At 62.9% G+C, this 15,297-nt stretch carries 13 protein-coding genes and 1 pseudogene; 9 read left to right on the top strand and 5 right to left on the bottom strand.

Going from position 1 to position 15,297, the window contains the following annotated elements; all coding sequences use genetic code 11:
* The first annotated feature begins 88 nt into the window (after positions 1-88).
* The 7 genes and pseudogenes from CRO48_RS24175 (at position 89) to CRO48_RS24145 (ending at position 6,781) form a co-directional block, all read left to right on the top strand.
* Positions 89-884 (top strand): annotated as a pseudogene (locus CRO48_RS24175) (ATP-binding cassette domain-containing protein).
* Positions 881-1,891, top strand: coding sequence for an ABC transporter permease (locus tag CRO48_RS24170; protein WP_097142331.1), 1,011 nt, complete (start codon positions 881-883; stop codon positions 1,889-1,891). Before CRO48_RS24175 ends, CRO48_RS24170 begins: the two are co-directional and overlap by 4 nt.
* Before the next feature lie 2 nt (positions 1,892-1,893).
* A complete protein-coding gene (locus CRO48_RS24165) occupies positions 1,894-2,985 on the top strand; it encodes a phosphotriesterase family protein (protein ID WP_097142330.1) in 1,092 nt (363 codons plus the stop codon).
* Between the two features lie 28 nt (positions 2,986-3,013).
* Positions 3,014-3,778 (top strand): glutamine amidotransferase, encoded by a 765-nt coding sequence (locus CRO48_RS24160; protein WP_097142329.1) that lies wholly within the window; start codon positions 3,014-3,016, stop codon positions 3,776-3,778.
* The gene (locus tag CRO48_RS24155) at positions 3,763-4,701 is read left to right on the top strand and encodes a PfkB family carbohydrate kinase (RefSeq protein WP_342588289.1); all 939 of its coding nucleotides are present in this window, start codon (positions 3,763-3,765) and stop codon (positions 4,699-4,701) included. Before CRO48_RS24160 ends, CRO48_RS24155 begins: the two co-directional genes overlap by 16 nt.
* Positions 4,702-4,706: 5 nt before the next feature.
* Entirely contained in the window at positions 4,707-5,540 is an 834-nt protein-coding gene (locus CRO48_RS24150) for a BtpA/SgcQ family protein (protein WP_097142408.1), read from the top strand.
* Positions 5,537-6,781 (top strand): Zn-dependent hydrolase, encoded by a 1,245-nt coding sequence (locus CRO48_RS24145; protein ID WP_097142328.1) that lies wholly within the window; start codon positions 5,537-5,539, stop codon positions 6,779-6,781. The genes CRO48_RS24150 and CRO48_RS24145 overlap by 4 nt, the downstream gene beginning before the upstream one ends.
* Before the next feature lie 3 nt (positions 6,782-6,784).
* Here CRO48_RS24145 and CRO48_RS24140 read toward each other — a convergent pair whose 3' ends face one another.
* The 4 genes from CRO48_RS24140 to proV form a co-directional block, all read right to left on the bottom strand.
* Positions 6,785-7,060 carry a helix-turn-helix domain-containing protein gene (locus CRO48_RS24140; protein ID WP_097142327.1) on the bottom strand — a complete coding sequence of 92 codons (276 nt, stop codon included), beginning with the start codon at positions 7,058-7,060 and terminating at the stop codon, positions 6,785-6,787.
* 74 nt (positions 7,061-7,134) lie between these two features.
* Complete coding sequence (locus tag CRO48_RS24135) at positions 7,135-8,010, bottom strand: glycine betaine ABC transporter substrate-binding protein (protein WP_097142326.1); 876 nt, start codon at positions 8,008-8,010, stop codon at positions 7,135-7,137.
* A 55-nt stretch (positions 8,011-8,065) separates the two neighbouring features.
* Positions 8,066-8,950: an ABC transporter permease gene (locus tag CRO48_RS24130; protein WP_097142325.1), complete on the bottom strand. Its 885-nt coding sequence runs from the start codon at positions 8,948-8,950 to the stop codon at positions 8,066-8,068.
* A gap of 23 nt (positions 8,951-8,973) precedes the next feature.
* On the bottom strand, positions 8,974-10,206 hold the full coding sequence (gene proV / locus CRO48_RS24125) for a glycine betaine/L-proline ABC transporter ATP-binding protein ProV (protein ID WP_097142324.1): 1,233 nt from the start codon (positions 10,204-10,206) through the stop codon (positions 8,974-8,976).
* Positions 10,207-10,633: 427 nt separating this feature from the next.
* Here proV and CRO48_RS24120 point away from each other — a divergent pair, with 427 nt between their 5' ends.
* Together CRO48_RS24120 and CRO48_RS24115 are read left to right on the top strand one after the other, a co-directional pair.
* The gene (locus tag CRO48_RS24120; protein ID WP_097142323.1) at positions 10,634-11,428 is read left to right on the top strand and encodes an IclR family transcriptional regulator; all 795 of its coding nucleotides are present in this window, start codon (positions 10,634-10,636) and stop codon (positions 11,426-11,428) included.
* Complete coding sequence (locus CRO48_RS24115) at positions 11,425-12,303, top strand: hydantoinase/oxoprolinase N-terminal domain-containing protein (RefSeq protein WP_176526872.1); 879 nt, start codon at positions 11,425-11,427, stop codon at positions 12,301-12,303. The genes CRO48_RS24120 and CRO48_RS24115 overlap by 4 nt, the downstream gene beginning before the upstream one ends.
* Here CRO48_RS24115 and CRO48_RS24110 read toward each other — a convergent pair.
* Entirely contained in the window at positions 12,300-15,269 is a 2,970-nt protein-coding gene (locus CRO48_RS24110) for a Tn3 family transposase (protein WP_003501156.1), read from the bottom strand. The two genes, CRO48_RS24115 and CRO48_RS24110, sit on opposite strands and share 4 nt — an antisense overlap.
* Between the last annotated feature and the right edge of the window lie 28 nt (positions 15,270-15,297).

Genomic DNA, 15,297 nt, shown 5'->3' with positions numbered 1-15,297 from the left:
CCAGCGAAAACGCACAGCAGTTTTGCGTCCGGAATTGCAGCATCAAGAGTAGACTGGGCGGCCGGATTTCCTGCAAGGGCCATTGAACATGACCGACACGCATGTAAGCCGCGTCCGCATGACCGGCATCTCCAAGCGCTACGGCGCTCTGCAATCGCTCGACAACGCCTCGCTCGACCTGAAGCCCGGGGAAGTCCTCGGCCTGGTAGGCGACAATGGCGCGGGCAAATCCACCATCAGCAAAGTGCTGTCAGGCGCGGTAATCCCCGACGCGGGCACGATCGAGATCGACGGCAAGCAAGTCGCCTTCACCTCGCCGGCGGATGCACGCGCCGCCCGCATCGAGATGGTCTACCAGGACCTCGCGCTCTGCGACACGATCGATGTCGCCGGCAATCTCTTTCTCGGCCGCGAGCCGAAGGCGGTTTGCGGGCGTGCCGATGCTCGACAAGAAGCTGATGCACGAGCGGGCGCGCGACATGCTTTCCAATCTCGGCATCGTCATCCCCGATACGCGCATGAAGGTCGAAAACCTCTCGGGCGGACAGCGCCAATCGATCGCGATCGGCCGCGCCGCGTCCTTCAATCCGTCCGTACTCATCATGGACGAACCGACGGCAGCGCTCGCCGTCGCCGAGGTGGAAGCGGTGCTTGAACTCATCCGCACCGTCTCGCAACGCGGCGTTTCCGTAATCCTCATCACCCATCGCCTGCAGGATCTCTTCCTCGTCTGCGACCGCATCCAGGTGATGTATGAGGGGCGCAACGTCGCCGAGCGGCGTATCGAGGACACGAATATCGAGGACGTCGTCAATCTCATCGTCGGGCGAAAGTTTGCCGCCCGGTCCGCAGGCCACAACCGGGAAAAAGGCGCCTCCGCATGAGCTCCGAACCCAACGCCTATGCCAGCCACCCGCCGCGCATGCGCGAGGCGACGATCCTCGACAAGGTCGTGGCCAATGGCGGCGTCATGTCGATCGCGCTGTTCTTCGTCGTCTGTTGCCTGTTCTTCTCGGTGACGACGGATGCCTTCCTCACGGCGCCGAACCTGCTCAACGTCATCAGGCAATCCGCCCCGCTGCTCATCGTGGCAGCCGCCATGACCTTCGTCATCACGACAGGCGGTATCGATCTCTCGGTCGGCTCCGTGCTGGCACTGACAGCCACCCTTTCGGCCGCAACCCTTCAGGCCGGCGTGCCATGGCCGCTCGCCATCCTGCTGATGCTTCTGCTCGGTGGCGTGGTCGGCGTCATCCAGGGGTATTTCATCGCCTATGAGCGGATTCCCGCCTTCATCGTGACGCTGGCCGGCCTTTCCGTCATCCGCGGCTTTGCACTGCTCATCACCGGCGGCTATTCGATCCCGATCGAACCGACGAGCCCCTTCGTGGCACTCGGCCGCGCCTGGGTGCTCGGCATTCCGGCGCCGGCGCTGATCGCCATCGTCATACTCGCCGTCGCCTATATCGCCTTCAACGAAACCCATTTCGGCCGATACGTGACGGGCGTCGGGGCGAATGCCGAGGCGACGCGGCGGGCGGGCGTAAACACGCGCCGGGTCATTCTCTGGGTCTATGTGCTCTCCGGCACGGCGGCGGCGGCGGCCGGCGTCATCCTCTCCGCCCGTCTCGGTTCCGGCTCATCGAATGCAGGGCAGGGCTTCGAGCTCGACGTCATCGCGGCCGTGGTGCTCGGTGGCACCAGCCTCTTTGGCGGACGCGGCTCGCTCACCGGCACGATCCTCGGTGCGCTGACAGTTGCCGTGCTGGCAAACGGCCTCATCCTCTCGCACCTTTCGCCTTTCTTCACGCCGATCGTCACCGGCTTCATCATCCTCGTTGCCATCTGGCTGAATTTCCGCCTGTTCCGCGGCGGGGCGAAAGGACGCTGAAGATGCTCGACGACCTCTTCACCGAAACGCCGAGGCCGCGCCATCCGATCGGCGTCAACTCAGGCACCGCCATGACCGTCACCGGCCCGGTGCAGGTGGACGAACTCGGCGTGACGCTGATGCACGAGCATATCTTTCTCGACGGCGCGACCAGCTGGATCTGCCCTTGCCATCCCGACGAGAAGGCGATAGCCGAACAGAAGGTCTCGATCGAGATCATCGGCGAACTGCGCATGAACCCGTACATGAACCGGGACAACGTCTCGCTCGATGACGGCGACCTCGCACTCGGCGAATTGAAGCGTTTCCAGGCGCTCGGCGGCTGCACGGTCGTCGAGACGACGAACTTCGGCATCGGTCGCGATGCGCCGGGCCTTGCCCGTATCGCCCGCATGTCGGGGCTCAGGATCATCATGGGCACCGGCTTCTATCTCGAACACACCCATCCCGATTGGCTCAAGGCGATGAGCGTGGAAGAGGTGACGCAGTTCATCGTCGACGATGTCGGCGGTGGCGAGCGCCAGCCAGAAATCATGGCCGGCATCATCGGCGAGGTCGGCGTCAGTCGCAACTTCACTGCCGAGGAAGAGAAGTCTCTGCGCGCTTCGGCGCGGGCGGCGCGCATCACCGGCCTGCCGCTTTCCATCCACCTGCCGGGTTGGGAGCGTCTGGCCCACCGCGTGCTTGACGTTGTGGAGGAGGAGGGGGCAGACTTGCGCCATACCGTCCTTTGCCACATGAACCCCAGCCACAACGATCTGGATTACCAGATGGCGCTCGCCCGGCGCGGGGCCTTCCTCGAATACGACATGATCGGCATGGACTACTACTACGCCGACCAGGACGCCCAGTCGCCCTCCGACGAGGAGAACGCGCGCGCCATCGCCGCCCTTGTCGACAAGGGGTTTGGCGACCGGCTGCTGCTGTCGCAGGATGTCTTCCTGAAGATCATGCTGACGCGCTACGGCGGATTCGGCTACGGCTACATCCTCAAGCACTTCCTGCCACGGCTGAAGCGCCACGGCGTCGACCAGACGGCCATCGACCAAATGCTGGTCGACAATCCGAAATCAGTCTTTTCCGCTGCGCGCTAGGCGCCGGCCAATCGTCCAAGGAGTTTTCATGACCAAGAAGAAAGTGCTGCTCGCCGGCGAATCCTGGGTTTCGACCGCGACCCACATCAAGGGCTTCGACCAGTTCCCGACCGTCACCTACCATACCGGTGCCGACGAACTGCTGAAGGCATTGAAGGACAGCCCGTTCGATGTCACCTTCATGCCGGCGCACGAGGCTCAGAAGGAATTTCCAAGCACGCTCGAAGGGCTGCAGGCCTATGACGCGATCGTGCTTTCCGACATCGGCGCCAACACGCTGCTTCTGCATCCGGACACCTGGATCCATTCCCGCCGTACGCCAAACCGCTTGAAATTGCTGCGCGAATACGTAGCCAAGGGCGGTGCTCTCCTGATGTTCGGCGGCTACTATTCCTTCCAGGGCATCAATGGCGGCGCGCGCTTCCGCAATACGGCGGTCGAAGAGGTTCTGCCGGTGGCCTGCCTTTCCATCGACGACCGCGTTGAGGTGCCGGAGGGCTTTACGCCTGTCGTCTCCGGCGATGCGTCGCATCCGATCCTTTCGGGCATCTCCGGCGAGTTCCCCTATCTGCTGGGCTTCAATGAGGTGACGCTGAAGGACGGGGCCAACCAGCTGATGACCGTTTCGTCCGAATACGGCTCGCTGCCGCTGCTCGTCACCGGCACGTATGGCGAAGGCCGCACGCTGGTCTGGACCTCCGACGTCGGACCGCATTGGCTGCCGCCGGAATTCATTGCCTGGCCGGGCTACAAGACCCTGTTCGAGCAGATGCTCGCATGGGCGACGGACTGAACGGAAGGTCCGCCACCATGACCATCCATGTCGTCGGCAATGTCTGCGTCGATACGAGTTTTCGCCTGGAGCGGTTGCCGCAGCCGGGCGAAACGCTGAACGCAGCCGCTGCCGGCGAGGGATTGGGCGGCAAGGGCGCAAACCAGGCCGTCGCAGCCGCTCGCACGGGCGCCCCGGTTACGTTCTGGGCGCCCGTCGGCAGGGATGCCGTCGGCGACAGGATGGAAGGCTTGCTTTCCGTTGAAATCCCTGAGCTGCGTCTGTCGCGCCTTGATCTGCCGTGCGATCGCTCGGTGATCCTGATCGATCGCGAGGGCGAGAACGTCATCGTCACCGCCGCCGCCTGCGCAGAGGCTTTCGACCCGCTCGCCATGAGCGCGCTCGGAGGAACCTGGCAACCCGGCGACATGCTGCTGATGCAGGGTAATCTTGGTTCCCAGGCTACGGCTGCCAGCCTGAAAGCGGGCAGGAATGCCGGGCTCTTTACGGTCCTCAATCCCAGCCCTCTTCCTGTTGAACCGCTGGATCTGACGACAGTGTCGCTTCTCGTCTGCAATCGGCCCGAGGCCGAGGCATTGACCGGCGAAGCCGATGCCGAAAGCGCAGCCGGTCGGCTCCATGCCATGGGTGCAGAAGGCGTCATCGTGACACTCGGCCCTGCAGGAGCTCTGGTGCTGGACGCATCCTCCTGCCTTCACATATCCGCCGAGAAGATCGAGGCGGTGGACACCAGTGGCGCCGGCGATTGCTTTGCAGGAACGATCGCCGGTCTTCTCGCACAGGGCGCTGCGCTCATTGACGCCGCGAAACTTGCGACACAGGCAGCGGGGATCGCGGTCGGCCGTTCCGGGACGCTCGCCTCCTTCCCCTCCCGGGCGGAACTCGCCGCCCTCACCAAGACATTGAAACTGGAAAACGTGTGATCACCATGAGCAACCCCATCGGACGGCAGGACAACGACACGCTGAAGACGCTTTTCGGGCGCGACAAGCCGGTGATCGGCGTGGTGCACCTCATGCCGCTGCCAGGCGCACCGCGCTACGACGACGAAGGCGTGGAGGCAATCTACGAACGCGGCCTTTCGGACGCGCGAGCCTATCTTTCGGGCGGCTGCGATGCCGTGATCGTTGAGAACCACGGCGACGTGCCCTTCGCCAAACCTGACGATATCGGTCACGAAACCTCCGCCCATATGGCCGTCGTCGCCGACCGAATCCGTCGCGAACTCGGCCGGCCGATCGGCATCAATGTGCTGGCCAACGCATCGATCCCCGCGCTCGCCATCGCCTCGGCTTCGTCCGCATCCTTCATCCGCGTCAACCAGTGGGCCAATGCCTACATTGCCAACGAAGGTATCGTCGAAGGTGAATCTGCGCGCGCCATGCGCTATCGCGCCCATCTTCGCGCCCGCGGCATTCGCATCTTCGCCGATGCCCACGTGAAGCACGGGGCACATGCCATTGTCGCCGACCGGCCGGTGGAAGAGCAGGTCAAGGACCTTGTTTTCTTCGACGCCGACGTCGTCATCGCCACCGGCCAGCGCACCGGCCATGCCGCAGATCTCGGTTATATTCGCATGATCAAGGAGGCGGGCTCGTTGCCGACGCTGGTCGGAAGCGGCGTCACCCACGACAACGCCAACGACATCCTGTCCGTCGCCGACGGGGTCATCATCGCAAGCGCCCTCAAATATGACGGCGTCTGGTGGAATGCAGTCGAGCCGGACCGGGTGAAGCGCTTCATCGCAGGCCTCGGCCGATGAAGACAACGCCGGAGGTCAACGCCGCGCGCCTCCTCAAGTCCGTCGCCGATTTCGCGGCGATCGGCGCAACGCCCGCCGGTGGCGTGAACCGGCAGGCATTGAGCGTCGAAGACCGTGCCGCGCGCCGGCTACTGGTCGAGCGCGCGCTTGCCCGCGGCTTCACGGTGTTCCAGGACGAGGTTGCCAATCTCTTCATCCGTCGGGAGGGTCGCGATGCGGCGCTTGCGCCGCTTCTCATAGGAAGCCATCTCGACAGCCAGCCGACCGGTGGGCGTTTCGATGGCGCGCTGGGCACGCTCACAGCCTTCGAGGCGCTGGAAGCGCTTGCTGATGCCGGCATCGAGACGGACCGGGCCATCGAGGTCGTCGCCTTCACCAACGAGGAGGGCAGCCGCTTTTCGCCGGGCTGCATGGGGTCCATGGCCTTTGCCGGTGTGGCGAATGTGACGGACTGGCATTCGGTGGCGGCAACGGATGGCGCGCGTTTTTCCGACGAACTGGCCGCAACGCTGAATGACCTGCCTGAAGCGGAAATAAGTCCGATAGGACACACCATCTCTGCTTTTGTAGAATTGCATATCGAACAAGGGCCGATCCTCGAACGCGAGGGCGTTCCCATCGGTATCGTCACCGCCGTTCAGGGTACAAAGTGGCTGGAGGTCGCCTTTTCGGGCGAAGCTGCCCATGCGGGCACCACGCCGCTCGAGTTTCGCAAGGACCCGATGGCGGCGGCGGCCGCCGCCATTGTGCGCATCCAGGGCGACATCATGCCCTCCGACCCCGATGCCCGCCTGACGGTCGGCCGGATCGCCGCCGAACCCGGCTCAATCAATGTCATACCGGGTCGGGTTTCCTTCACGGTCGATATCCGCCATCCGGACGCCACCATCCTTGCCGCGATTGAACGGCGGGTCCGCGATGAATGTCAGGCCGCAGGTGAACGATTGGGCTGCAAGACTGTCATCGAACAGCGCGTCGACATGCCGCCCGGTCGTTTCTCGCCGCATGTCGCGCAGGCTATCGAAGACGGCTGCGCTGCACAGGGCATCGCTTGCCGCCCCATGATCTCGGGCGCCTTCCACGATGCCCTCTTCGTCAACAGGATCGCGCCGTCGGCGATGATCTTCGTGCCCTGCCGCAACGGCGTCAGTCACAACGAAGCAGAGTTCGTCACCGACGACCACATCATGATCGGCGCCCGCGCCCTGCTGGGCGCGGTCGTGAAGCTGTCTTGCGAATGACGCTTATCGACTGCGGGCTGTCGGACCTTCACCCTGACCGACAAGCAGCCAGGCGATACTGACCTGCAGGATGCCCGCGAGCATGTCGAGGCGATTGGCGCGTGGCTCCGACCTGTCGTTCTCCCAGTTCGCCCACGTCTCGGCAGTGACGCCGGCGACGGCGGAAATCTCTTCCACCGTGAGGCCGGCAGCGTCGCGGGCGAGCGAGATCCTTCCGCCGGTCGTGTCGCAAGCTCCGTCGATCGGCGCATGCGGCGCAAGGGTGTCGTTCTTGTACATGTCAGATCCTTCCATTCCAGAACGGACGCCCCGCGAAGCGACCGCGGGGCGAGATTGCGACCGGATTGACGGCGTCAGCCTTCTTCCTTCTCGAGCCAGGCTTTAATCTGGTCCGGATGGTCGGCGATGTACTTGTCGACCGCCTCCTCGTACGAGGTCTCCTGCGCGTTGAACATCGCAGCCTCCAGATCGTCGATCGGCAGCTTCATGCGCGACAGGAAGGCTGCGACCTTCGGATCGTCCTTTTGGAAATCCTTGCGCGCGATCACGTCGACATGCTCCGCCTTGCCGAGCGAACCCTTCGGGTCGGCGATGTAGCGCAGCTCATACTTGCCGAACATCCAGTGCGGGCTCCAGGATGTGGCGACGAACCACTCCTTGTTGCGGATTGCGCGGTCGACGGACGTCAGCATGCCCGCCTCGCTGGAGACCTGCAGCTTGTAGTCGTCCAGCGCGTAGTCCCTGATGGCCTGTTCGGAAAGGCGCGTCAGGCCGGCACCCGGATCGATACCGTCGACCCGGCCCTTCAGCTTTTCCTTCACGTCGTCCTTGTTGAGATCTTCGATCGAGGCAATCGCGTCTTCGGGGACATAGGCCGGCACGACCCAGCCGAGTTTCGCCCCGTCATAGACAGTGCCGAGCGTCGTCACCTTGTCCTTCACCCTTTTGAAGTAGTCGGCATGCGTTTGCGGCAACCAGGCCATCATCATGGCGTCGAGGTCGCCGCGACCCACGCCCTGATATAGGGGGGCGACGTCCGTCTGGACCAGTTCGACGTCCCGGCCAAGCTCGTCCTTGATGAGCTTGGCTGCCAGCTTGGTCACGAATTCGGCGTCGGACCAGGCGGACCAGCCGATCTTCACCGGCGCCTTGTCTTCCGCGAGCGCCGCTCCAAGCGTGCCGGCGAAAACTCCGGCCGCAAGGCTGATTGTAGCGAGTGTCTTGAACATGGTTGCTCCTTCTTGAAGGTTCGCATCTGCGGCGCGAAGGCCGCCATTTCAGGCGTCAGGCCGTAGCCGGGGAGGCCAAGGGCTGTTGTGCCTGACGGTGGAAGAGCGCGCGCCAGAGCCCGGCGCGTTGCTTTCCGAGGCTCTGCGTGATCCGGTCGAGGATCACCGCGAGGATGACGACGGCGATACCGCCCTCGAAGCCGGTGCCGACATCGAGGCGCTGGATGCCGGTCAACACGGTGTTGCCGATACCGCCGGCGCCGATCATCGAGGCGATCACCACCATGGACAGCGACAGCATGATGGTCTGGTTGATGCCGGCCATGATGGAGGGCATGGCGTTGGGAAGCTGCACCTTGAAGAGCAGCTGCGTGGCGGTGCAGCCGAAGGCGTTGCCGGCCTCGATGAACTCCGCATGGACCTGTCGGATGCCGAGATTGGTGAGACGCACGACGGGCGGCATCGAAAAGATGACGGTCGCTATCGTGCCGGGAACGGCACCCAGTCCGAAGAACATTGCCGCGGGGATCAGGTAGACGAAGGCGGGCATGGTCTGCATGAGATCGAGCACCGGCCGCACGCCGGCGGCGACACGGTCGTTGCGCGCCATTGCGATGCCGAGCGGCAGGCCGATCACCATGGCGACGAGCGTCGAGGCAAGGACCAGCGACAGCGTCTCCATCATGGCGGACCAAAGGCCCATATGTTCGACGAGCCATAGCGACAGGGCCGTGAAGACCGCAAAGCCTAAGCCGACACGCCAGAGGGAAAGCAGCACGAAAATGGCAAGGCCAAGGACCATCGGCGTCGCCAGAAGCGTCGCCTGGATGCTGTTCGTCACCGCGCCGATCGCGGCCGCGATCATGTCGAGCAGGGGAGCGAAATTGTCGAGAACATAGTTGACGGCGCTGTCGACGCCGTCACCGATATCGAAAGTCATGGATTTTCTCCGGACGGGCTGGATCAGGCGCTGCGATCGAGCGTTTCGAGAAGCGCGGATTTGCTGATTGAGCCGAGGTAGCGATTGGCCTCGTCGACGACGGGCACGGGAAAGGCGCTGGCCGCCACCTTGCCGAGGACGTTGGAAAGACTTTCCGAGGCCGGGATCGGCTCGATGTCGGGCAGGAAGGCGTGCCGGTAGGGATCGCTTGCGCCGTCGCGGTTGGTCCGGATCAGCGAACTGCGGCTGACCATGCCGTGATAGCGCTTGTCACGGCCGAGGATGATGGCGACGTCGCGATCGTGGTGGTCCATGCGCTCCAGCGCAGCGGCAGCGGATACGCCCTGGCGCTCGATGATCGTCACCTGCGTCCTGCGGGCGACGTCGCCGGCGCGAAATACCTGCGAGACGTCGACATTGCGGAAGAAGGAGCGGACGTAGTCGTTGGCCGGTTTCAGCACGATCTCGTCGGGCGTTCCGACCTGGACGACCTCGCCGTTCTGCATGATGCAGATGCGATCGCCGATGCGCATGGCCTCGTCCAGGTCGTGGCTGACGAAGACGATGGTGCGGCTGTGCTCGGCCTGCAGACGTACCAGCTCGTCCTGCATTTCGGTGCGGATGAGCGGGTCGAGCGCGGAGAAGGCTTCGTCCATCAAAAGCACCGTCGGCTCATTGGCCAGAGCCCGGGCAAGTCCGACACGCTGCTTCATGCCCCCTGAAAGCTGATCGATGCGGCTTTCGTCGTGGCCATCCAGCCCGACAGCCCTGAGCGCGGCGCGGGCGCGCTGCCGGCGCTCTTCCTCGCCGATGCCTGCGACTTCCAGGCCGAAGGCGGCGTTGTCGATGACGGTGCGGTTGGGAAGCAGTGCAAACGACTGGAAGACCATGCTGATGTCGCGTCGGCGAAGGGCGATCAATTCGCTGCGCGGCATGCGCGCCACGTCGCGGCCTTCGATCTCGATCGATCCGGAAGTGGGTTCGATCAGGCGGTTGATAAGGCGCAGCATGGTGGACTTGCCGGAGCCTGAAAGCCCCATGATGACGAAGATCTCACCTGCGAGAATGTCGAAGCTCGCATCCTTGACGCCGATCGTGCAGCCCGTTGCGGCATGGATTTCCGACTTGGTCCCGCCCGCCTCGAGCAGCTCGATGGCCTTCTCCGGCCGATCGCCGAAGACCTTGAACACGTTCCTGATACTGATCTTGACCGGTCGGTCGTTCCCCGGAAGGTCGCTCTCAGTTGCATAAGCCATATTGTCTCGGGCCCGGCTCCGGAAGCGGGGCGCTCTCCTTTGTCTGTCGTAAGCCGATGAAGCAATCAGCGAGATGAAAATGTGCGCGAAGCGCCATTTCGCAAATGCGATATCGCGTCGCAATATGAACATAAATCGCACATTATTCCTCCGATGTCCAGCCAAGAAGGAAAATGGTTCCAACAAGCGCGCAATCCGGCTGCGAAACTTGGAACCGTTTTCGCATTTGAGTCGTCCTGAAAGAGCGCGGGCCACGGGGGACGCGGCAGTGTGAAACGGCGGCCCGCACTGCCCCGAATTCTCTGCCGAAAACACTGAATGGGCCCTTGGTCGCATCTGGCCGCTTGACAGCAGGTGCACGTCGCGCAAATATCGTTAAAAATAAAACGATGTTTCATTATTTGAAACGCATGGGGATTGAAACACCATGGACGACGTTTCCGGTAAGGCGGAACGCTTGGGAACGGGAACGAGCACGCTCGACATGGCGTTGCGCATCGTGGAGTTCCTCGCAGCCCAGGACCAGCCGCTGACGCTGGCCCAGATCGCCAAGGCGTTTTCCGCCAGCAAGGCCACCGTCTACCGCCACCTCGTCACGCTCCAGCGCCATGACTTCGTTCGTCAGGATAAGGAGACCAGCCGCTATGAGGCCGGCGTCAAGCTGCTGATGCTGGGCGAAGCGGTACGCAACCGCTTCGAGGTCGCCACGGCGGCGCGCGACGAGCTTTCGGGCCTGCGCGAGCGTACCGGGCAGGCCGTGACGATTTGCGGAATGGTCGATGGAAAGCTCGTCGTGCTGGATCTGTTGCACGGCCGCACCGTCATCGAATTCGGCACCCGCCCGGGAACGGAGCTGTCGATCCACGCGACCGCGCACGGAAAGGTTTGGCTGGCCTTCGCCAAGCCAGCGCTGTTTGAGCAGACGATGGCCGCACCGCTTCAGGCCTGGACGCCGAAAACCATCGTCGATCCGGCCCGTCTTCGCGAGGAGATCGACACAGTACGCGCCCAGGGGTGGGCCATGGCGGCGGACGAATTGCTGACGGCTGTCAATGCGCTTGCCGCACCCGTCTTCAACCACCGGGGCGAAATCGCCGGCTCGGTCGCAATCGTCGGCTCGACGCAATTCATCGCCGCTTCGCCGGACGGCGCGCAGATAGACGAGGTCCGTGCCACGGCGCACCGGATCTCTGAACGTTTGGGATGGAGAGAAAAAGAATGACCTATTCGCTTGCAGTCGATATCGGCGGCACATTCACCGATATCGTCCTTCGCAATTCAGACGGCCGACTGTCCGTCGACAAGACACTGACGACCCATGAAGACCTGCTCAGTGGCTTCTTCGGCGGTGTCAATGCCGTCCTCAAGAAGGCGGGCATCTCTTCGGAGGCGATTGATGGCGTGATCGTTCATGCGACGACCGTCGTCACCAACGCGCTGATCGAGCGCAAGGGGCCGCCGACGGCACTCGTCGTGACGGAGGGTTTCCGCGACGTGCTGTCGATCCGCAACGAGCACCGCTACGACATGTACGATCCGCAGATCGAGTTCCCCGAGCCGCTCGTGCCGATCGAACTGACCTTCGGCATTGCAGAACGAACGCTTGCGGACGGCACGGTCGCACAGGCACCCTCCGACGAGGCGATCGAAGCCCTGGCAGCAGACATTCGCAAGAGCGGCGCTCAGTCGGTCGCCATCTGCTTCTTGAATTCGTTCGTCAATTCGTCGAACGAGGCCTACGTCGCCGGTCGCTTGTCGCGGCTGCTGAACGATCTCTTCATCTGCACCTCGTCGGACGTCGCGCCGCAGATCAGGGAGTATCCGCGCGCCTCCACCGCGACTGTCAACGCCTATACGATGCCGATCTCGCAGCCCTATCTGCGTCGCCTCAGCGATCGGCTGCGGGACGAGGGTTTCGGCAATACGCCGCTGATCATGCTGAGTTCCGGCGGCGTCGTCGGGGCGGAGACGGCGGGGCGCAATCCCGTGCGCATGATCGAAAGCGGGCCGGCAGCCGGCGCACTCGCCGCCTGCCACTATGCGGAAGTGCTCGGCATCGAGGGGCTCCGTGGGCATTTCTACATTAATACACGCTAAGGGAATTTGAAGTTGTTTGGATTGAAGCGGTTAGCCCGGATTGGCCTGAAGCGTTCGAGGGGTCGGTCAATTTCGTTCCAGAGGTAGTCGCCGGTGAGCGCGATATGCGCCCATGGTAGTGGTGCGACCTGGGAGAGCAGCTCGTCCGGAATGATAATACCCTGACTGCTGATATAATCGACAGCACGGCTGAGATAGACAGTGTTCCACAGGATGATGGCGTTGACGACGAGGTTAAGACCGGACGCGCGGTAAGCCATGGTTTCGGCGACGCGGTTGCGCAATTCGCCGAGCTGGTGGAGGAAGATGGCGCGTGCGAGAGCATGACGGCTTTCACCCTTGTTGAGGATCGCATGCGATCTGCGGCGCAGTTTCGTATCGAGCAGCCAGTCGCAGATGAAGATCGAGCGTTCTATCCGGCCCATTTCGCGCAGGGCCTGGTTCAGCCGGTTTTGTCGCGGCGACGCTGCCAGCTTCTTGAGGATGACGGAAGGCGGCACCAAACCTGCAGCGATCGAAGCCTTCAGCCGCAAGACCTCATCCCAGTGGTGCTCGACGACATCCATGTTGACGGTTCCAGCGATCAGCGCGTCGAGCGGTTCGTAAGCCGGATCGCGATCAATGACAAAGAGCCTGCGATTGCCGAGATTGCGGATACGGGGAATGAGCCTGTAGCCAAAGGCGTGGAACATGGAGAACGTCGTTTCGGTGGCGCCAGCGGTATCGGTTGCGTGCTCATAGATTTCGACGGAGCTTTCGTTGTGAAGGAGGCCGTCGAGAACGTAGGGGGCTTCGCCCTCGGATGCCTGGATCATGCGGGAGAAGAAGGAAGCAAAACGGTTGGACAGGAAGCCATAGATCGACGCCCCCGGTCGCTTGCCGTATTTTGCATTGTAGTCGAGGCTGGCTTCGCCACGCCCGCCAGCCGGAAAGAACTGTCCGTCCGAGGAGGAGATATGGCCGTCACCCCAGATCGCGGCAAAGGGATGGGCCTGCTGCGCATCGACCAGCACGGCGGTCGCCGTGGCGTAGGTTTCCGATCGCATATGCCTGTCCACCATCAGCATCATCTGGTGGATCGTGACGCCGCGTGAGCTTTCCGCCATACGTTCGGCTCCGGCATTGGTGGCGTCGGCAAGGATCGCTGCCATCAGCGCTGCCTCGTCGTTTGCCGTCTCACCGGTACGATAATGCGTGAAGCTGTCGAGGAATTTGGTCCAGCTTTGCACCTCGGCAAGCAGGCTGGTGATCCTGATCCGTGGCACCAGAACATATAGTCGGCGGCTGAGCGCGACGATGCTGTCGCGCTCCTCCTCGCGGATCGGCGAGATCGACAGGCCCTTGTCGGAAATCGCTGCATCCGGAATAGCATTGGCAGCCGCCGCCTTTGCCAGCTCTTTCAGCTTCGCATCGAGCGTGGCGGTCCGTTCTGCTCGCCATTCGGCAAAGCTGTCGGGGAGTGCGAGCCCGAGCCGCCCCTCGGCGCGCATCAGCTCGAAGATCGGCCGAGGCAGAAGATAATCCTCGAAACTGCGCCATGCCCGGCTGCCTTCGACCCAGATGTCACCGGCCCTCAGACGCTCTCGCAGGTGAACGAGGACCGCCACTTCCCAGGCGCGCAGGTCGATATCGGCACTGTTCGGGCGCACGCAGCGTCGCCATTTGCGGGTCAGAAAGGCGAGCGGCACCTGCGCCGGCAATTTCCGGCCGCCATAGAGCGCGCGCAGATGGTCCACTGCTACAAGGATCGGATCATCAGCACGAAACGACCGGAACGAGAACGTGCGGAACATCAGTCTGCCCAGCTTGCGCAACGATTTGTGCCGCTTGATGAGCTCGTCGAATTCGTTACTGCGATCAGGGTGGACGACAGATCTGGCTGCCGCCATGCTGGCGACCAATCCGTCCCAGCCGAGGGAGGCTGCGATCGCCGATGCAAGATCGGTTTTGCTCGCACGAGCGGCCAGAAGCGCCTCGCCGAGCTTGAGATGCTCAAGCGCCACCCCATCAAGAACCTCGGCCTCTTTTAGCCGGCGTTCCGTGCGGCTGATCTCGGCCTTGCGGCGGTTGCTCCCAATCATTTTGCAGAACATGTCGATCGTCAGGTCGGTGATCGACGCCTGTCTCTCGATGACGAAGGCGGCCAGCGTGGCGTAGCGACGTTCGGATGTCAGGCGTCGTATCTCCCGGGCATGCAGAATGCGTGCATCCCTGGCGATGATGCCGTAGCGATTGGCATGGATCGTCTTGCGACGGTCGTCGGGAATGGCGGCTGAGCGCAATACCTCGAGGCGGGCGATCAAGCCTTTGAGGTTCTTCAGCTTCGCCCCTTCAGGTGCTTCCGCAATCCAGCCAAGGTGGCTCCGATCGCCGGCCCGCTCAGCGAGGAGCTGATCAAGCGCCTCGATCGAAGGCTGCTCCAGATCCCGGATCAATTCGCGATAGGCTTGTCGACGCGCCGCCGCCCGGCCGGCCAGTGCCAGACGGATCAGCAGCTCCGGCATAGGAACGAGCAACTTTCGTTCCTTCAAGGCTTCGATCACGGCCTTGGCGATCGGCGCACCTTGTTCAGTGGCCGCCGCCTCGCGTGCCGCCGCCGTTATCAACTCGCGATAGTCACTCGTCCGGACAGGCTGAAGCTCCAGTGCAGAGACGATCTCGCGCGCGTGTTCCCGGCGCGTTTCGTCGCGCTGGGCGTAGAACTCGAACACTGCAGGGTCGATGCCCAGCTGGTCGGCGACAACAGAGACAACCGCCTGAGGTGGAACTTCGCCTATTCGCAGCAGACGGCCCAGATCACGCACCAGTGCGAGTTGGATCGCAAAGCCAAGCCGATTATGCGACCGGCGATGCTCCTTGACGAAGACAATATCCTCGGAAGTCAGTGCATAGCGCGCTTGCGCATCTTCATAAGCTTCGGGTGGTTCGAATAAAACGGCACGCGATTGCTCATCGAGAAACGCCATCAGCCACGGTCACTCGTCAAACTACGGT

Source organism: Rhizobium subbaraonis, assembly GCF_900220975.1.
GTDB lineage: Bacteria > Pseudomonadota > Alphaproteobacteria > Rhizobiales > Rhizobiaceae > Mycoplana > Mycoplana subbaraonis.
Note: the sequence above shows the minus strand (reverse complement) of the source record. Positions and strands in the feature narration are given on the sequence as shown.

What these genes read in the sequence shown, in the direction of transcription:
- CRO48_RS24165 (WP_097142330.1), top strand. Translation starts at nt 1,894, where the DNA reads ATGCTCGACGACCTCTTCACCGAAACGCCGAGGCCGCGCCATCCGATC.
- CRO48_RS24140 (WP_097142327.1), bottom strand. Translation starts at nt 7,060, where the DNA reads ATGTACAAGAACGACACCCTTGCGCCGCATGCGCCGATCGACGGAGCT.
- CRO48_RS24160 (WP_097142329.1), top strand. Translation starts at nt 3,014, where the DNA reads ATGACCAAGAAGAAAGTGCTGCTCGCCGGCGAATCCTGGGTTTCGACC.
- CRO48_RS24130 (WP_097142325.1), bottom strand. Translation starts at nt 8,950, where the DNA reads ATGACTTTCGATATCGGTGACGGCGTCGACAGCGCCGTCAACTATGTT.
- CRO48_RS24110 (WP_003501156.1), bottom strand. Translation starts at nt 15,269, where the DNA reads ATGGCGTTTCTCGATGAGCAATCGCGTGCCGTTTTATTCGAACCACCC.
- CRO48_RS24145 (WP_097142328.1), top strand. Translation starts at nt 5,537, where the DNA reads ATGAAGACAACGCCGGAGGTCAACGCCGCGCGCCTCCTCAAGTCCGTC.
- proV (WP_097142324.1), bottom strand. Translation starts at nt 10,206, where the DNA reads ATGGCTTATGCAACTGAGAGCGACCTTCCGGGGAACGACCGACCGGTC.
- CRO48_RS24150 (WP_097142408.1), top strand. Translation starts at nt 4,707, where the DNA reads ATGAGCAACCCCATCGGACGGCAGGACAACGACACGCTGAAGACGCTT.
- CRO48_RS24135 (WP_097142326.1), bottom strand. Translation starts at nt 8,010, where the DNA reads ATGTTCAAGACACTCGCTACAATCAGCCTTGCGGCCGGAGTTTTCGCC.
- CRO48_RS24170 (WP_097142331.1), top strand. Translation starts at nt 881, where the DNA reads ATGAGCTCCGAACCCAACGCCTATGCCAGCCACCCGCCGCGCATGCGC.
- CRO48_RS24115 (WP_176526872.1), top strand. Translation starts at nt 11,425, where the DNA reads ATGACCTATTCGCTTGCAGTCGATATCGGCGGCACATTCACCGATATC.
- CRO48_RS24155 (WP_342588289.1), top strand. Translation starts at nt 3,763, where the DNA reads ATGGGCGACGGACTGAACGGAAGGTCCGCCACCATGACCATCCATGTC.
- CRO48_RS24120 (WP_097142323.1), top strand. Translation starts at nt 10,634, where the DNA reads ATGGACGACGTTTCCGGTAAGGCGGAACGCTTGGGAACGGGAACGAGC.